A 16,667-nucleotide genomic window follows, 5' to 3' on the forward strand; every position below is an offset into this window, starting at 1 on the left:
TTGAAAGCACCTCCTTGGCAAGTGTTTCATTGCTGGCCTACGATTCTTTGGTGAATTGCATTTTTATAAGCCGCCAAATCAGCCTGACCGTTTGGCACCACGAGAACACTTAGCTCACCTGTACCGGCAAACAGACCGTCTGGCACGCGCCGCGTTATGAATTTCTTCTGCAAATAACCTGCACCATTGGCGCGCTCAGATGCAACGGGAAAGATCTTTTGAAGCAAGTCTTTGAAGACAAATGGTTCCTTGGCCTCATCAACTTCTGCAAACAAGTACTGACTCTTATCACATTCTAAAACCACTTCAATTGAGAATCCTGAGGTTGTCGATACAATGGCCGTTACTGTACCTGTATACTCCTGCCTTCCCAACCACTCCCCAACATATGCCTTTAATTCAGTTGATGACATCAAACTATCGCTTACTTCAGTTGCAGAAATAATCTCATAAGGAATCGGAGGCTGACTGGTTTTTAGAACCTTGACATCAACAATAGAACCAACCTTGATCGCATCTATGAGTGGATCTGAAGAGTTCACTCGCAGCAGTATCGCCTCTCGGAAAGCTGGAACAATAGTAGCTATAGATGTGCTTTGTTCAATGGTTTTGTTTTTCGGCATTTTGTTTTCGACAAGCCGAAATGGGATACTACCAAATGCTATTTCATGGGCTCTTCTGCGCAGCTCTATGGTGGCGTCGACTGCAGTCTTCAATTCGAGCAAGTCAGGTTGTAATTCAAATCGAACTTTCTCGTCTTGGAGCCGCTGCAGCAGAGAATCGACCACTATATTGTAGAGTGCGAAGTCCATCTCTTCGTAATCATGCGCTCTCTTTTCAATTGCCGCATCGTCCTTTGCGAACTGCTCGTTCTTTAACGCCGCGCCATATTGACAGGCTGATTCAGGCAACCCGTTTTCTTGAAATACGCAGGCCGAAAAAGCTCCATAACCCATGTTCATGTCAGATGCAGCTTTATGAATATAATCGCGTCGCTGACTGAATTTATCCTCCCACGGCGCTGGATTTATTTCCCTGGAATAATTAGCTTTACGTTGGTTTCGACTAATTTTCTCAATCATTTCACTTAAGAACCGAACCGTTATCCATGGCCGTTCGTAGTCGAATGAGTTGCGGGCTCGGGCATAACCCAGAAAATTTGATATCAACCGGTTAACATGATAACGGACGACTGGCGAGGTAGAGTTTACAGTGTAGTTTGATGTATTGTTGTCCGTATATCCGAAAACCCAAGAACCATATCTGTCTAGCTCTGTACTCGAACCTCCCGATAGAAGAGCAAACTCATCTAGGTCGGCATCGATGGTAGTTGCATGAGTTTTTCGCCAAACTTCGAATTTTTTAGCTACATCCGAGGCACTGATTAGCCCAGACTCCTCCTCCGGCAAAATGGTAATTGTCTGAGAGGCAGCATCCCATGAATTTTGCAAAAGCAGCAAATCGTTGTCATTTACCTCATCTACAAAAAAATGACGTTGTGTGCTCAGGATCCCTGAATGATACATGTACCTTCGGCAATCAGGGGAAAACACCATATTTCTAACTGCCGAAACTCCTTCTTTCAAGGTATCAACAGAAACACTTCCAATGGTGATTCCCGAGGTTGTTGAAGCAGCTTTAAGGTCTGGCGAGAATGACTCCGGAGATGCCGCGACTACGTCCGAGCTAACGGTTTGCACGCGCAGACGCATCGGCAACTGTTGAAGGGATTTTGCATACTCTTCAAAAAGGGAATTTGGGAAATCAGGGTGTGCAGCGAAAAGCCACTGAACTTGAGCTGGGTTGAGCGTACAAGAAGAAGGACTTGCAATTTGATGCCGTCCCGAAACGCGAGACATTCGCTCTAGGAGTTCCTGAACCAATTTATCCAATTGCGGATAAGTGAATGTCCAATTTGCATGATTTATCCATGGAGGAGTATCAGCATCGACTGAGGTTGAATATATCGCTCGATAGTTTTGAATGTTGAATGGAGTAAATACGTCTTCGGACATGGGATCCGAAACCGCCGGCAAACCTTCACCAGTTTCCATCTTGAACGGTGCTTTGATATCCATTTCAAGAGTTCTGATCGGGAAAGCAGAAAACTCAGTCCCAATCTCATTGTTGAGTGAGGGCGGAACTATTTGATTCAGCAGTATTTTTGTATCTCTACCGTTTTCAACCACGTGTCCGATTGGCAACGAAGACCAAGTTTTGATGGCGTGTTGTGTACCTTGAAAATCTACCGTTCCAGTGCCGAACCGGGAGGCTGCATCGACCGCTACGCCATGAAGCAATAGGCAAAAACCAACGACGGGCGTTAGGCGCTTTAGAGTAAAGCAACGGTACTTCATCGATGTGCTAGGCATGTTCGAAATATCCATTGCTTGCCTCCCCAGATCGCGCTTGCATGTAGCCGCACACTGAAAATTTATCAATTCGCCGATTGGAATTTGGCTTGGAACGACTCGCTCTTTTCTGCAATAGCAAAAATTGAGGTTAAGCTTAGCAGCTGTAACCAAGCATCACGCCTCTCCACACTATTAATGCATTAGAGCTTTCCGGTGTTCAAAACGGATCATGATCCTCGACACCCCCATCGGCCTTCTCTGACATGACTGGATTTTGGTCAAGGCGGCCAAAAACTTTTTTGGCTCTCATTTTCCGATGCCATGCAGAGTAGATTCGGGAGCAAGAATCGGGATATTTCGATGGATACACCACCAGTTTGATAACGATTTCTTTTGGTCGAAATCCGACTTCAGCGAAGGCACTAACCGGTCATCCATTTGGGACTGAATCCAAATTGACTAATAAAGTTACTCGGTCACACCACTAGCGCAACTGCCCCAGCAGGAATCCGCGCGCAAAACGAGAACGTGTGCTGATATAGCTCGGCTACTGGATTCGATCTATTTTTAGGTACTCACTTGGTGTACACATTCCATACCCGATTACACACCCATTCACACCCATTTAATTAGTCGAGCCGGGTTGATCATCAGCGGACAAAAGAGGTGCATCGAGATCGACATCCACACCAAGGACTAAGGAACTGATGCGTGACACCAAGCGTGTGTCGACAAGCTTCAGCTTCTCCGGATGGCAGTCGATATCGGTCGCCAAAAGTCGAAGGACTTGAGACACAGAATTGCTTTGCCCTACTCTTTGAGGCAGATGCGCCCCGTCGCCCGGAGCGATGATTACGGGGGCATTCAAAGGAGTACGGGAATCTTCCATGTTGACGACCTTACCCAGCAGTCAATTTGGCCGAGCTTGATTGCATCAGGCTGGAGCTGAGTCGCTCGACACCGGCGTCAAAACTATAACGCCATCGATCACTTCAATCGTCAGCACGTCGCCGATATTCAGGTTTGAGTTCGTGAGTAGCTCAGGTGGCAAGTCGATGATGAGATCACCACTCCCATCCGCGGCATCCTGGCATTCCACCATCCAGCGTCGATGTTCTGTCATGATGTTGCTCACTTTAGTGTGTTCGGGAACCCTTCGGGAAAGGCCCTGGCGTGTACGCAAAACAAAAGCCCGGTTATGCGCGGATGACGCTCCAATGCGCATAGCAAATAACCAACGAAGTCTGGATCAGCGACAGCTTCACGTGCACGCTCAATGACCTTCGGCAGTTTGAAAAATCTTAAATCAGACAGCTCTGCTCCATATGTTTTGATCCAGTGCACCTAGCCTCCCCCTACTTCAGCGATCAGATTTCTACAGTCAAATTGGGAACAAAACCTGTCTTTTCCCCTGGATAACCAAGGGGGTTGGAGATGATTCGGCACCCCTCTAGCTCGCAATCCACAGCTCGGTGCGTGTGACCAAAAATCCAAACGTCCACTAAAGGAAGAAGCGCGTGCCAGGAGTTGAAATATGCCGCACTCAGATGATCGTAGTGGCGTTCACGGCCCGCTTCGGGGACAGGGCAATGATGCGTAACGACAATGGTTTTGCCTTCAAATGGCTCGCTGAGCTCGCGCTTCAGAAAGTCAAAAGCCACGCGATTTCGCTCAATCACATCTGCTGGGCGCAGTCGGCGAAAACTCTCCTTCGCGCGGATCAGCCTGAAATCATTCATTAGCGCTCCACACGTCAGCGAAGCCGCTACTTTGTCGCCGGTAGATGTGAAATCCGTCCAGGCCTTCGTGACTAAAAATCGTACTCCGTTGCGAATCCACACCTGATTTTCCAAGACATGGACATGGGGTGCGGCAACGTCTCGCATTTTGCGAAGGGTGTGATCGATGTGGCCTGAGTAGAACTCGTGATTTCCACAGACATAGATAACCTCGCAGTCGAACGCCAGGTTGGCCCACTCCACGCCTCGACATTTTGTGTCGATGTCACCCGCCAAGACCACGACATCTGCGTTGGTCGTAGGCAGCTCGAATTCAGAAAACTCGAGATGTAGATCTGAGAGCACGTGAATCTTCATTTGTGAATCCTTAAGCTTTTTGCGAGGTGCGACAGTGAACATGCAAGCCCGCCGCACGGGATCAGATGCGCTGCCCCATCGCCCTTTCGCGTTAGCGCCTAGCTTCACCAAGTCATCTCCAGACGGCGAACGAATGACAAGGCCAATCAGTGCTTGGTGGGTTCGCTCTCATCCCAGGTCGGTGGGTTTTCAACAATATCGATCGACATCTTGAGCTCGAGCTGCATGTGCTGAAACACCAAATCAAGGTAAGGATGTGCTCCGGACTCGCGCAACACGGTGACCAGGCTCAACATTTCTCGACCCTGCCCCAACGGCATCTGGACATTGCAAAAAACGGTGTCGTCATCACCCCTTCCCATTCCCAATCTCCATCATATTTTAGCGGGCGGCACTGCGTATCACTTGAGCGTGAAAGCGATGTTCATATGGTGAAATGCAGAGCGTTAAAATTATAAATTGACTGTACAAATGAACACTAAATCCCATCGCTTACACCTATACAGATTTATATCAGTTGCAAAGCTATTTATTTTTGAGCTCGCGCCTTGATAACAATTGTCATGTTAGGGAACAATTCATCGCGCCCTACTCATCTCAATATCAAGGCATCAATTGAAACTCCTAATTGACTACATGATTGTTAATACCTTGCGAATCGATCTTTCCTTGGATAATGCATTGGTTAGCAATCTTCGACATGAAATCATTGATACCCATGAATTGGCTTATTCAGAGTGCGAAAGCATCAGAGAGGTCGAGGCTAAATTCGAGCAACTGCGAAATTACCCCACGGACTCGGATGTGCTCACTAAACCGGATTCAAAGGCCAAGGTACTGAGGGTGCTGTACCTTTCCTGAACCACGTGCATCGATCAGTGAATGGCTGGCGATGGCACTTCCACCTCTCCCACGGCTGACCGGAGAAGGTTGTGAAAGCTAGGCCGCCCATCCCCCCTTTTGAACGAGGCAATGACGTAGCGCGAATTCATGGTCGTCAGCACCCAAAACGGCCCAATTTTGGCGGCGAAACGAATGTGTGAGGTACGCATGATATGCCCATCGGCGAACCGTCCTAACTCGTCAACCCGTTGATGTCCATAAGTCACTCCAACCGCTGTACCGTCGACTATGAAAACGTCGCTCAAATAAGCTGTGATGGAGGCATCATGCATATACCTCTGAGCCCGAATGATGCGCTTGATGTGAAAATCCGAAAGCCGTTTGGAGTGCCATTCCGTGTTGATACCTTTGTGCATGATGCCTCCGCAGCGACCGTTGGTCAGTAGATCTTTTTGACGTTGGTTAAGGATTGGGCGTCGAACGAACTATCGTGAGCGTCCGTGTAAACCACGCCGCTCTCTACCTCAAGCAAGCAGATAACAACGCTGTTAGGGTCGTAACCGATAGACACTGCATTCAACTTTTCCATACGCCAGCTCTGGCCGCCATTCATCCAGGGTGGAGTTTGGACTTGCACTTCAGTAATAACGAAATCCTCGTTTTGCGATGAAATTAGCTCATGCAACCTGGTCTCATCGTTCAAAAATTCGACCATGTCTGCAAAGCGGTCTTCTTGTCTCGTCTTTACCGCTACGTGATACCAGTGCGTATTCAATACTCGGGATACGCTATGCCAGTGAGCCAGGCCATCCCCAAACATACCCGGGAAACCTGCAATTTCAGTGTCTACTGTTCTGAACATATTGACTCTTACGGGAGGTCATTGCCGGGGCAACGCATCACTTAGAAAAAAGAAAAAATTGTCTTGAGACTTACCGACTTCTCGTGGCCATTCCCCATAAGCACGTAAACGGTATTCCGCGTTTCAAAGAGGAACCCTTCTTCAAAGGAAACCGCAAAAGTGCTGCGCATCCAATCGCCGACATCAAAACGACGTTGGCTGTCGAAGCGCACGTTGTGAGCAAACAAAACCAAAGGTAGCTGCCTGGCCGCGTGAATTTTCTGCAGCTGCTCATCGGTGACATAGGCTCGTAAAATTGTCCAGTTCTCGACCAAGCAGTGAGGCTTGCGCGGATAGAGCGCCTTCACCAGTTCTATCAAATTCTCATCTGAATCCAGGGATCCTTGACGGGGTTCACCGGGGCCGGCCAGTAGCTCGCCATCTCCTTCGTTTTGATCTGTGCTCAACTTCAATCTCCGTTAACTCATCTGCTGTGTTCAAAGCCGGAGTCTTTTCATCGGCTGTGATTCCGTATTGCCGCATGCGTCTCTGCGAGCGTAATTGGCTGATCACGATCCTCGCTTTCGCTCACCCAATCTCGGTGACCTGAAGCGGTCTGATGAACCTCTCGAGTTGGCGCGCCCTCGATGGGCTCAGCTTGAACGCCCCTGGCGACAGGTGCTGGCGATGACCTTCCGCTCTCTCTCGATCACTGTGCGCCATGCCTCGAAGCTCTCGACATTACGGATAATACACTATATTGACGTTTATTCGTAAAGCTCAGTTATGGCTATATCCTGACTTTTGAGCAAAGTCATGGAACTGAGAACCGCATTTGCAGGCGTGCTTCGGGCGCTCCGCCTTGTTCGGCGCGCTAGGTACGCTGACGTCTCGGATGCGACACACCGTCGTAAAGTCAGTGCCCTCGAGAACGCGCAGACCAGTATCACCATCGAGCAATTTGACGAGCTGGCGCAGTCCCTTGGCCTTGATCCGATCGCGATGCTTACCCTTTGCATTGCTCACCGCCAGGGCGAGCAACCGCTGACTGTAATTGGCCGCGCATTGACCGACGTGGCTGCATTTGAGGCTGAGGGTGGCATGAAGGTGCTCAGCGATCAGTTCGATGCTGACGGCAACCTCATAAAACGAGGACGCGGCAAGCCGCTAAACGCAGATAACGAGAAAGCGGTACTGGCACTCAAAGCGGAAGGTGCGACGCAGCAGCAGGCAGCGGCGCAGTTGGGGCTGGCGTTGACGTCGGTGAGGGAGTATTGGAAAAAGTACTAATGATCAGGCGCTTACCTCCCGCCAAATGAGCTCACGCATCAAAGTCTGTTGTGTTGCCCCTAGATCAAACACTAGGCTTGAAGCTTGCTAAAATTCCCTGCAGCCAGGTTTCGGTTGCACGGAAGCTTGGGGTTTCCAAGCAGACAGTGAGGAAGCATTGGGAGTGACTCACCGCTACAGATCGAGACGGCGGTTATTGTTTGCTCCCACGTTATGCAGCGCACACAGAATATTCTTGTTGTTACTCAGCACCCAATAGGGATAGCGCCCTAGCCACACATGCAGCGGATACCTACGACGGATAGCACAGTCGGGGATGCTTCTTGCGAGCGCAATCTCTGGATCCTCCATGAACAAGATCGCATCCCAATAGATATAGTCTCGGTAACGGCGCGCGGTTTCGTAAATCTTCGGAGCGACAAAGCCAAGCAAACTGCCGTCATGCCTGTAACTCAGCACAAGCGTGCGACAATCTATCTCCCTAAAGTGGCGAAGTATGCTCCACATCTTGTAAAAGTTGCCAATCAATTTATACATCCCTAGCTCGCTCTCGCACTGTAGGGTTTCCCCATGCCAAGCACAGCATTTTGCGAACGAACCCAAATGGCTTTTTTTTATATGCAGCAAATCCCAAGGCGAGACATCCCAGCGCCGAGAAAAGACAATCAAGTAGGCCATCACACAGGAGCATACAGTATTAAGATTGAAGGCGTACCAGTTCTCCGAGGCCGTACGAACAAGACGCGCCAAACATTTTCTATGGCGGCGTATATAACGACGAAATATATACCTGCGAATAGACTTGATGGTTGATACTGAAACTTCGATATCAGCTTGTGGCTGAGCCCCCCGTAAAATTTCATACCACGTGATACATTCACCGCTAGGAGAATTGAGGATGTGATAAAAGCGTTTTTCCCAGGCAAGCTTTGAAAGAGGAATTTTCAACATCGAAACTGGAGCATCAACATTAGTTGAAAACTGTCCGGGCGATGCACGATCTGCCAGGAATTTGAAGACGACTTCTTTGTCTTGAAGCTTTGACGGCTCCGCCACCACTACCTCATACATGTCCTGCCCTATAAATCGCGAACCACGCTCGCTCCAATCCTTAAGTTTATTACACCAAACGACTACCTCGGCATGGAAATCTTCAGGCGGCACTTCTGCCGATAAAACATCAAGGACTACCCCCAAGTGCTCACATTTCTCTGCGGCAGCCGCGATCCCTTTCTTTCCGCGCCATTTCTTCGATAGCACATCCGAGCATTGCTGGCAGTATTCAAGGGCTTCATTATGCCAAGGACAATGCGTGATGTGTTCAAAGTAAAATACTACCGAATGGTATCCAAACTTAATGCATTGACGGCAGTGTCGAATTCTAGGTCGAGGCCTCATTGCTAGCGTTTCACACTCCGAATCTTCGGGCAAAGGAAACCATCCATCTAAAAATTGATATTTAAGTTCATTGCGCGCAAGACCACATGCGTCCTCTACTCTAGAATGAGGAACTTGAGCACCATCCCACCAACGATCGAACTCCTCGGGCTCAGCGTCACCGACCTCCAAAAGTTCGCGAATCTCATGAAACCATTGAGCATGGTTCCATTTCATCACATGGAGAAATATCAGCCAGGAAGAAGTGTATTTGAACGGAGGCCTAAGAAAGACTAGATGAACTGGTTTCAGCGGCTTCATAACACGCCGCTCTGTTTGAGAATCTCTGCATAGCTGCTCAGCCGTGACTCTGCCGTGGCAGACTCTATAATGTTTTGGGTCACAGTAAACTCCGAGGCGTCTCGCTTCATGGAGCGAATCAGAATAAGCCTGAAAACCTCAAACACGAATGCTGTGGGAAGCAGAGGAAGATTATATTTTTTCACATCCTCAGACATTACCTGATAAATGTCTGAGGCCGTGCTGGCAAGCCGAAAGCCTGCGGCATAAGCTTGCGGAAGAAAAAACTGAGTGTAGGTGCAACTGCTTCCGGCGGGATAAGTAAAATCTTCATCGTACCCTTTCATAGTTTCAGTCATCCAAGCATGGTCTTTGCAATACGGCAGATCCTCTACTTCACTAAGAAACCGGGCAGTCAACTCCGCACGCTTCTGCTTTTTAAGCAATTCAATGGCATAGCTAATTTGTGTTTGGCTAAATCCAATGAGCGTAGTGTCAATATTAGCCACAGCTAGTTGATTCTGGATATACTGTAGTTGCTCAAAATCTTCTATCGTAAGCGTTTGAAGCTCATCTAAGAATAGAACCCAGTGCCTCCCCCCCCTATTTCGCAAGGAGCTTTCTATGTCATTCAGTACATCTGCTCGCAATGTCCCGATATCTATTCTCTTCGGCAGTCGGAAACCCAATGACCTGGCCAAACTCTTGACGATATTCTCCCGACGTTTCAGATCACCGTTTGTATCCGCGGAGACGCACGTCAGAAATCTGTCCTTGAATGCAGGATGGCTATTCAGTGCGCGGATCACGAAGTTACATGCCGTAGTTTTCCCCATCCGAGGGAAAGCCTTAAAGACTAGGCACGTCTTATGAAGCATTACGCTGTCCATGACTATCCCGAGCACCTGCGGCATGCTAGGAGTGAGTGCGACATAGTTCTTTGTCACTAACGGGTGGTTCCACAGGAGCGTCTCTTGCTGCTCGACGTCGTACGGGTCATAAGTGTTCATAAGACCCTCTTAGAGCTTTTTGACCAATTCGATGAGGTCTAAGCTGCTAGGTGGAACAAGAAACTCGCGCTCCGGTATAGGAGCCTTCGGAGACAGAGGGGGGGCTGGCTGCTGCTGCTGCTGCTGCGCTACAGGTTGAGCATTCTTCTCAACTTCGGAAGCATTACGAGATTGCTCAGTTCTCAGCCTGTCGAGCTCCGATGCTGACCTTCGATCTTGCTTGTTACTCGCCGCAGCTGCTTCCAGTTTCGCTTCCAGATGTCGCTTGTAGGTCGCACAAATGTTAACACCACTTGTACGAAATATGACCTTCCGACACAGCAGTGAGTTGATCTTGTCACGGGTTCTAAGGCTATGAAGGAACTCTACCCAGTCCCCCTGTACTGTGAGAGGCCCTATAGGTGCGCCATTTTCCAGAAACCCTTGAACGACTCGAATGTCGGACTCGTTGACTTCAACGATTATATTTTCCCCAACGAGATCGGGACTATCCATCAATTTGGACGAGGTATATCTTGCTCTCTTAAAGTTAATATAAGGTCGATGGCCATCTTTAGCTCCACCTTTGACTGTCCGCCAGTGCTTCACGCTAACAACCCCCAATGATTGACGCATATCAAGTGGAGGTCGCCTCGGTATATAATTTTCCTCACTTACCAACTTTGTGACCGCTTCAAGTGGGGACATACACCGCAGGCCCTCGGTCGGCTCCGCGTTCAGGTTAGCGAAGAACGCGTAGACCAATTGATCGAGTTCATCACTGGTGACCCGGAACTGGATAGCAGCTAGTTCGGGATCAGCGGCTCTGCCTTTATCAGGGCCTGCACCTGTAGTGTTTGGAAAGCGTTGAATCAAATCCGCAGCCACTCGTTTAAATTTATGCTCGATGTTCGGTCGTCTTTCCGGGCGGCCAGGCACACCATACTCATTTATGCATCCAATTTGCTTTCGGAGCTCCCCGCTAACCTTATTAGCCAGGTGTGCTAGCGCATTATCGAGTCGAATGATCGACGGCTCCACCTGCGTCATCTCAGGAATCACCTCTGCGGGAAACCCCGCACCCGGTTTTATCTCCAAATCCTTGATTGTAGACTCGGGTCTCGGTAGCTTAGAGCTAAGCATTTGGCGTATTAGTGCCACGACATCTTCAGCAGTCACGTCGTCACCATGAACTACATAAAACCAAAGGACTGCCGAGGTCAGCGATTCGACTGCTGCGAGGAGGTGCAGTTTTTTCAAGATGTGATAGGTTTCAAACCCATGTTCACATTGAAGTATCAAGATGAATAATGCATCGAATGTATACGAATCAATCTCAATACTCTCCATCAGTCCCCTTGACTTGGTCAATGAGGAATGCCCCGTACCGACAGGTATATGCGCTATCGCACCCCGATCACCAGTAATATGAACAGCTCGCTCAAAATTTTGATCTCGTACTTTGCTCACATAGGCCGTCAGGGTTCTAATGCCGCGATACTTTGTGTTAAATGGCCACTTCGCTGCCGGGTGCCCGTTGTCGTTTAGAATTTTTATAAAGGCAGTGTGAAGATCTGTAGGCCGCATTTCGAACTGCACTTCTTTATTTTTTCCTTTGGGCGTCCTCTTCAAGATTAGATTTTTAAGTTTCGACTCAAGTTTTGGGTAAAGCGTGAAAATCGCCCCTAGAACGCCAGAGAGCCCCGCACCCGAATGCCACAGGGACGCATCGACTTCTTTCGTACGCCTGTAGGATTTTATTGCAATATGAGGCAAGAGTGCGCGGTAACCATAAACAGATCGATCAGGTGCTAACAACAGGCAGCGCTTTATCATTTTCTTTAAGTAGCTGCCATCTATGTTGGTGGCATGCTTGATGGACTCGATCGTACTTCCACCCATGTACATCTCAAGCGCCTGTTTCCTGTGCCGGTAGATGTAGGCAGAATTCGGCTCCAAAGATTGCACAGAGACTTCTTCCCAAGGCATCGTGGCCTGGATAAGCTCGATGATTTGCGAGCGAGAGCGTCTGCTCATGGTGCGCGCCAGACGGTGTTGTAACCAAAGCCGTTTTTGCCAACCTCAACCATCACAGATCCAGCAATGATCAATCTGCAGATAACACCTAGCGCGATGGCTTGATCTAAGATATCCACGTCATCAAGGAGAGACCGGATCGTCCCCTCCTTCATCAACTGAACTTGGGTACCCACCAGCTCAGTTTCATGGTCAAGTACGTAACTCCTCACCTGCGATGCCATAGCAATCACTTTCAGCCAGAAGCCCAACTTATAGGCGACTAATGCGAGGTGGGCGAACGTAATCGAAACGAGCTGCGCGTGGCGAACGACCTGATCAGTGAGGCGATAACGAATGGGAATTGATTTGAGGTCTGGGTCGAGCTTCTCCTCGGCGTCTATCTGATGGAGCGCGACAGAGCCATCCCGGCGCTCAACCCATATCCCTCTGAGCTTCGTAAAGTCATCGGTGTCATCCGCATTCAAGCTGATGTCGACATCCTCATCGAATCTGTAGGCCAGCACGCTCGAGCTCGTCTCAAGCTCAGTAGCCCAATGGATGATTTCCAGGTCGCCCAGGATGATGAGATCAACATTCATTTTCGGGCTATAGGCCATCCAGAGACTGCGGTTGTGGCCGCTCGTCTTCCTACTAGCCATTAGCTGCTTTCGGCGGTGACCTTTCATTGTTGCCATCGGACTGGATCTCGCTGGGTGCAAGGGTTCGAAATCGCTTCCCAAAATTTTACTACGACAGATGGCAACTACTAGGACTTATTGGCAACTTCTATCGGCATACAAAGAACGTTAAGATATAAAGGCCGGGTGGTCTAAATGATTTTATGCGTAGCTTGTCTTGCAATCTGCATTGTTTTGTGAACTTGCTTAGCTAGTGATTTATTAAGGACAAAATTACTTCTCAGTGATGCTATAGGTTCAAAATCACTTCCCAAACTCAGAAGTGAGTTTGACCATGTCGACTGAGCAATCGCGGAGTAGATTTTTTTAAGTTATTGATTAGGCTTGAAACTGGTCTCTATCGAGATAGGGTCATCGTTTCTTCCGAGTACTTCAAGTCCTGATCCTCGTGCAAGTCTCTGTATCAAAATCGAATACTCAGGAAACCGCTCGCTGATCTTTTCTCCATCACCCAATACCGTATCCGCGAAATAAAACCAAGGCGTCGCCGTTTCACTGATCAAACCGAATCCTGCCGATCCCTCGACAAGCCGCGAAGCTTTCCAAACGCCAACTTGTACATTCAACTGCAAACGTTTTTCCTGCGATGACATCGCAGCCCATCAAGACAGTCTTAAATGTGCCGTCCGCTAAAATCAGCGAGTATTCAATGGATCCACCCAAATGGTAGCAATGAACACTATCGGACGGGTTGATATGAAAATGGCCAACGGGAGAACCTTTCGTTAGCAGATAGAAAATCTACGTCATCCGGTAACGCGGGCCACCCGGTGTTGTGACCGTGCTCTAATCGTCCAAACGATACGTTCTGCGGTAGTAGCCGCCTTCCAAATGGGCTTCAGATCAAGCGCTGCAACCAGATCTTTTATCCTGAGTGCCGTTAAAGTCATTGTGAAACCCCGCCGTTAGCGTTATCGACGCATATATCCACCTTTTTGCCTGTTTTATCGACATAACTCGACTAAATACCCATTTAGTCGAGTTAGCCACCACTCTGGTTTGGCGGTCTTCTATCTGAAGCCAGCATGCGGAATCCGATAACTGTCAGCCCGGGATATTTCATAATCTCCCTCAGTTCCACGCTCATGCCATTCCACCTGCTCGTCAATCCCGGCAGTCAACGCAATCATCTCTGCGTTTTCCAATCATTCCCCTGTGAGCATGTCGATCGTTTCGAAGCCTCTGTAGCGTGGTTTCACCTTCAACTCCGTCACTCAATCACCGGGTAATCCATACAGTGGTGTGCCCCATTCATCAACATCCGAGACAACGGCAAGCGCCCCGCTACACTTCCTTATCTGCGCCGCGCCACTCGAGCGCCATAGTTATGATCCCGGCCCGTTTTAGGCCGCGAGGAAGCGGAAGTCGCCGTCGAGTACCGCGGGGGCAGCCATTGCGTCCAATCGATGATCGACCTATTAGCAAGGCCAACGAAGCACTTGATCATCTGCGCAGGGGCAAGGCGCGCTATCGCGTCGTGCTGGATGCGAGCAAATGACCGACTGCCAATGGGCACTGCCTGAGAACGGAGTAATGGATGCTTTATCTTCAGCAAATGCTGGGCACCGCCGTGTTTGCCATCACTGGGGTATTGGCGATTCAGAAGGCTGGGGTCGATGTGTTCGGCGCCGTGGTGCTGGGCATCATCACCGCTATTGGTGGCGGCACCGTTCGCGACCTGTTGCTCGATCAACCGATTTTCTGGATCGCGGACTTCAACTACATCTGGGTCGCCCTGATTGCAGCAGCGCTGGCTTTTTTTCTCACCAAAAGATTCCAGCAGCGCTATCGCCTTTTGCTGTACCTCGATGGATTTGCGGCCGCGTTGTTCGGGTTGGTCGCTACCGAGAAAGTGCTCGGATTACACCTCGCGGCGCCGTTTGCCGTAATGATGGGTGTACTGACCAGTATTGGCGGCGGCATCGTGCGTGACGTTCTGGCGGGCAGAACTTCATTGCTGATGTCACGTGAGATCTACGCCACTCCAATCTTGCTGGGATGCACCCTCTATGTCTTGTTACGCGATGCATTCCCGACCATCCAGGTCGCCGGGTGGATTGCCCTCCTCTTCACTTCGGGCCTGAGGTTTCTCGCCATTTACAAGGATCTGCAGATGCCAACGATTCTCTCCACCCGGCAGGGGTAAAAGTGAGGCTGGCATAAAACGACCTAGAACATTGCAGCAATCCAGCGGATCCTCTCGCTCGCTCTCCCGCAGGCCAGACCTGCGCAGGCTGACATTTTAGTGGCCGGTTCAGTTCTGGTAATCAGGACTGCCCGCACTCATAAAAACCGTGACTACACTGACCCAAGTACATCGCTTGTGCCATGAGGGGGCGACCATGCTGGATTACTTCGCGCTAGGCCTGTTGTTCTTCGTCGGGCTGGTCCTGTTCTACGGGGTCATCGCGCTACATGACATTCCCTATGAAATCGCCGTACACCGCAATCACCCGCATCAGGATGCGATCCATGCCACCGGCTGGGTGAGTTTGTTTACCTTGCACGCGCTGTGGCCATTTCTGTGGATCTGGGCGATGGCATACCGGGAAGACCGCGGATGGGGATTTAGTGATGGAAAGTCACCACGCGTTCATGTTGCTCATCTGGAACAACAGGTGGTCGATCTGCAAAGTCGCATTGAACGACTGGAAACAGCAACAGGTACTGCGCGTGGCATGCCAGCGTCGGACAATCGCGGTGAGGGAATCTAAGCCATGGATCTTCTGCTTGTTTTGACCTATGCCGCCATCTGCACCGCGATCTTCAAGGTTTTCCGCATACCACTGAACAAATGGACGGTGCCGACCGCAGTCCTCGGTGGAATCCTGATCGTGGGCGCAATGATCTTCACGATGAACTACAACCACCCGTACTCTGAGGTCGCACGCACTTACTTCGTCTCCGTGCCGGTCATTCCGGTGGTCAGTGGCCAGGTCATCGATGTGCCGGTCAAGGGCAATGAGCCTCTGGAAAAAGGCGATGTGCTGTTTCGCATCGACCCTGCCCCGTTCGAATACAAGATCCAGTCCATCAAGGCACAGTTGCTATCAGCGAAAGCTGATCGAGCCCGAATCACTGAGCTGATCAAGCGCAACTTTGCCACCCAACGTGAAATGGACATCGTCGTTGCTCGCTCTGACGATTTGCAGGCACAACTGGAAAATGCTCAGTATGAACTGGACAACACCGCCGTTCGCGCCCCGAGCAAAGGCTTCGTCACCCATGTTTCCTTGCGTCCGGGCATGATGGCGACCAAGTTACCCTTGCGCCCTTCCATGGTGTTCATCCCGGATGAAGGGCATTACTTTGCGGCGTGGATGCGTCAAAACAGCCTGTTGCGCTTGTCGGTCGGCGATGAAGCGGAAGTGGCCTTCGATGGCATTCCGGGCAGGGTGTTCGAGGGGCGGGTCAAGACCGTCGTCAACGTTATCGCAGAGGGACAAGTTCAGCCCTCCGGAACATTGATCGGCTTCACGGGCTCACAGCCGGCAGGCCGCGTACCGGTCATTATCGAGATCACCGATCCGGACTATGCCCAATACAGTAGCCAGATGCCGGGCGGCGCGTATGGACAGGCGGCGCTCTACAGCCAGCACTTTGAGCATATTGCAATGATGCGAAAGATCCTGCTGCGCATGGCTGCCTGGATGAACTACATCTTTCCATTCCATTAAAAACTGACGGGCGCCCCCTTTTATCAGGGGGCGCCTGCCCTCCTCTGTTTGTCCTCGATCAACTGCATTTTCTCTCACTGCACGCCGCCGTTCAGGCGCCGCGTGGGCGATGGAATAGGGATTTAGCGCGGCATGAAAAGTTTGGGTTGGAGCACCTCATGAACCAACAACGTAGCGATCAGG

Annotated in this window: 18 protein-coding genes and 1 pseudogene; 5 read left to right on the forward strand and 14 right to left on the reverse strand. The window is 50.0% G+C overall.

What is annotated here, in order from left to right; all coding sequences use genetic code 11:
* Positions 1-26: 26 nt before the first annotated feature.
* The 8 genes from NL116_RS16110 to NL116_RS16145 all read right to left on the reverse strand — a co-directional run bounded on the left by NL116_RS16110 (position 27) and on the right by NL116_RS16145 (position 6,601).
* Entirely contained in the window at positions 27-2,387 is a 2,361-nt protein-coding gene (locus NL116_RS16110; RefSeq protein ID WP_494373032.1) for a hypothetical protein, read from the reverse strand.
* Between the two features lie 592 nt (positions 2,388-2,979).
* Positions 2,980-3,243 (reverse strand): type II toxin-antitoxin system PrlF family antitoxin, encoded by a 264-nt coding sequence (locus tag NL116_RS16115; RefSeq protein ID WP_494373033.1) that lies wholly within the window; start codon positions 3,241-3,243, stop codon positions 2,980-2,982.
* 45 nt (positions 3,244-3,288) lie between these two features.
* A complete protein-coding gene (locus NL116_RS16120; RefSeq protein ID WP_494373034.1) occupies positions 3,289-3,477 on the reverse strand; it encodes an AbrB/MazE/SpoVT family DNA-binding domain-containing protein in 189 nt (62 codons plus the stop codon).
* A 244-nt stretch (positions 3,478-3,721) separates the two neighbouring features.
* A complete protein-coding gene (locus tag NL116_RS16125; protein WP_494373035.1) occupies positions 3,722-4,450 on the reverse strand; it encodes a metallophosphoesterase in 729 nt (242 codons plus the stop codon).
* Between the two features lie 146 nt (positions 4,451-4,596).
* Positions 4,597-4,746, reverse strand: coding sequence for a hypothetical protein (locus NL116_RS16130; protein ID WP_494373036.1), 150 nt, complete (start codon positions 4,744-4,746; stop codon positions 4,597-4,599).
* A 579-nt stretch (positions 4,747-5,325) separates the two neighbouring features.
* Positions 5,326-5,709 (reverse strand): hypothetical protein, encoded by a 384-nt coding sequence (locus NL116_RS16135; protein WP_494373037.1) that lies wholly within the window; start codon positions 5,707-5,709, stop codon positions 5,326-5,328.
* 23 nt (positions 5,710-5,732) lie between these two features.
* The gene (locus NL116_RS16140) at positions 5,733-6,155 is read right to left on the reverse strand and encodes a hypothetical protein (protein ID WP_494373038.1); all 423 of its coding nucleotides are present in this window, start codon (positions 6,153-6,155) and stop codon (positions 5,733-5,735) included.
* Between the two features lie 41 nt (positions 6,156-6,196).
* Positions 6,197-6,601, reverse strand: coding sequence for a DUF6957 family protein (locus NL116_RS16145; protein ID WP_494373039.1), 405 nt, complete (start codon positions 6,599-6,601; stop codon positions 6,197-6,199).
* Positions 6,602-6,950: 349 nt separating this feature from the next.
* Here NL116_RS16145 and NL116_RS16150 point away from each other — a divergent pair, with 349 nt between their 5' ends.
* Entirely contained in the window at positions 6,951-7,424 is a 474-nt protein-coding gene (locus NL116_RS16150; protein ID WP_494373040.1) for an XRE family transcriptional regulator, read from the forward strand.
* A gap of 174 nt (positions 7,425-7,598) precedes the next feature.
* Here the strand turns inward: NL116_RS16150 and NL116_RS16155 are convergent, their stop codons facing one another.
* From NL116_RS16155 to NL116_RS16180, 6 genes are all read right to left on the reverse strand, one after another.
* A complete protein-coding gene (locus tag NL116_RS16155; protein WP_494373041.1) occupies positions 7,599-9,122 on the reverse strand; it encodes a hypothetical protein in 1,524 nt (507 codons plus the stop codon).
* A complete protein-coding gene (locus tag NL116_RS16160) occupies positions 9,119-10,111 on the reverse strand; it encodes an AAA family ATPase (RefSeq protein ID WP_494373042.1) in 993 nt (330 codons plus the stop codon). Before NL116_RS16160 ends, NL116_RS16155 begins: the two co-directional genes overlap by 4 nt.
* A 9-nt stretch (positions 10,112-10,120) precedes the next feature.
* Positions 10,121-12,127: a hypothetical protein gene (locus NL116_RS16165; RefSeq protein ID WP_494373043.1), complete on the reverse strand. Its 2,007-nt coding sequence runs from the start codon at positions 12,125-12,127 to the stop codon at positions 10,121-10,123.
* Complete coding sequence (locus tag NL116_RS16170; RefSeq protein WP_494373044.1) at positions 12,124-12,804, reverse strand: hypothetical protein; 681 nt, start codon at positions 12,802-12,804, stop codon at positions 12,124-12,126. The genes NL116_RS16165 and NL116_RS16170 overlap by 4 nt, the downstream gene beginning before the upstream one ends.
* A gap of 314 nt (positions 12,805-13,118) precedes the next feature.
* Positions 13,119-13,400 (reverse strand): cupin domain-containing protein, encoded by a 282-nt coding sequence (locus tag NL116_RS16175; RefSeq protein WP_494373045.1) that lies wholly within the window; start codon positions 13,398-13,400, stop codon positions 13,119-13,121.
* The gene (locus tag NL116_RS16180; protein ID WP_494378074.1) at positions 13,300-13,548 is read right to left on the reverse strand and encodes a cupin domain-containing protein; all 249 of its coding nucleotides are present in this window, start codon (positions 13,546-13,548) and stop codon (positions 13,300-13,302) included. Before NL116_RS16180 ends, NL116_RS16175 begins: the two co-directional genes overlap by 101 nt.
* A 555-nt stretch (positions 13,549-14,103) precedes the next feature.
* Here NL116_RS16180 and NL116_RS16185 point away from each other — a divergent pair.
* From NL116_RS16185 to NL116_RS16200, 4 genes and pseudogenes are all read left to right on the forward strand, one after another.
* A pseudogene (locus NL116_RS16185) lies at positions 14,104-14,222 on the forward strand (alcohol dehydrogenase); the annotation flags it as partial.
* 122 nt (positions 14,223-14,344) lie between these two features.
* Positions 14,345-14,953 carry a trimeric intracellular cation channel family protein gene (locus NL116_RS16190; RefSeq protein WP_494373046.1) on the forward strand — a complete coding sequence of 203 codons (609 nt, stop codon included), beginning with the start codon at positions 14,345-14,347 and terminating at the stop codon, positions 14,951-14,953.
* A gap of 196 nt (positions 14,954-15,149) precedes the next feature.
* On the forward strand, positions 15,150-15,521 hold the full coding sequence (locus tag NL116_RS16195; protein ID WP_494373047.1) for a DUF3302 domain-containing protein: 372 nt from the start codon (positions 15,150-15,152) through the stop codon (positions 15,519-15,521).
* A 3-nt stretch (positions 15,522-15,524) separates the two neighbouring features.
* The gene (locus NL116_RS16200; RefSeq protein ID WP_494373048.1) at positions 15,525-16,484 is read left to right on the forward strand and encodes an HlyD family secretion protein; all 960 of its coding nucleotides are present in this window, start codon (positions 15,525-15,527) and stop codon (positions 16,482-16,484) included.
* Positions 16,485-16,667: the final 183 nt, after the last annotated feature.

The sequence above is a fragment of the Pseudomonas sp. FBCC-B1667 genome (assembly GCF_059133255.1).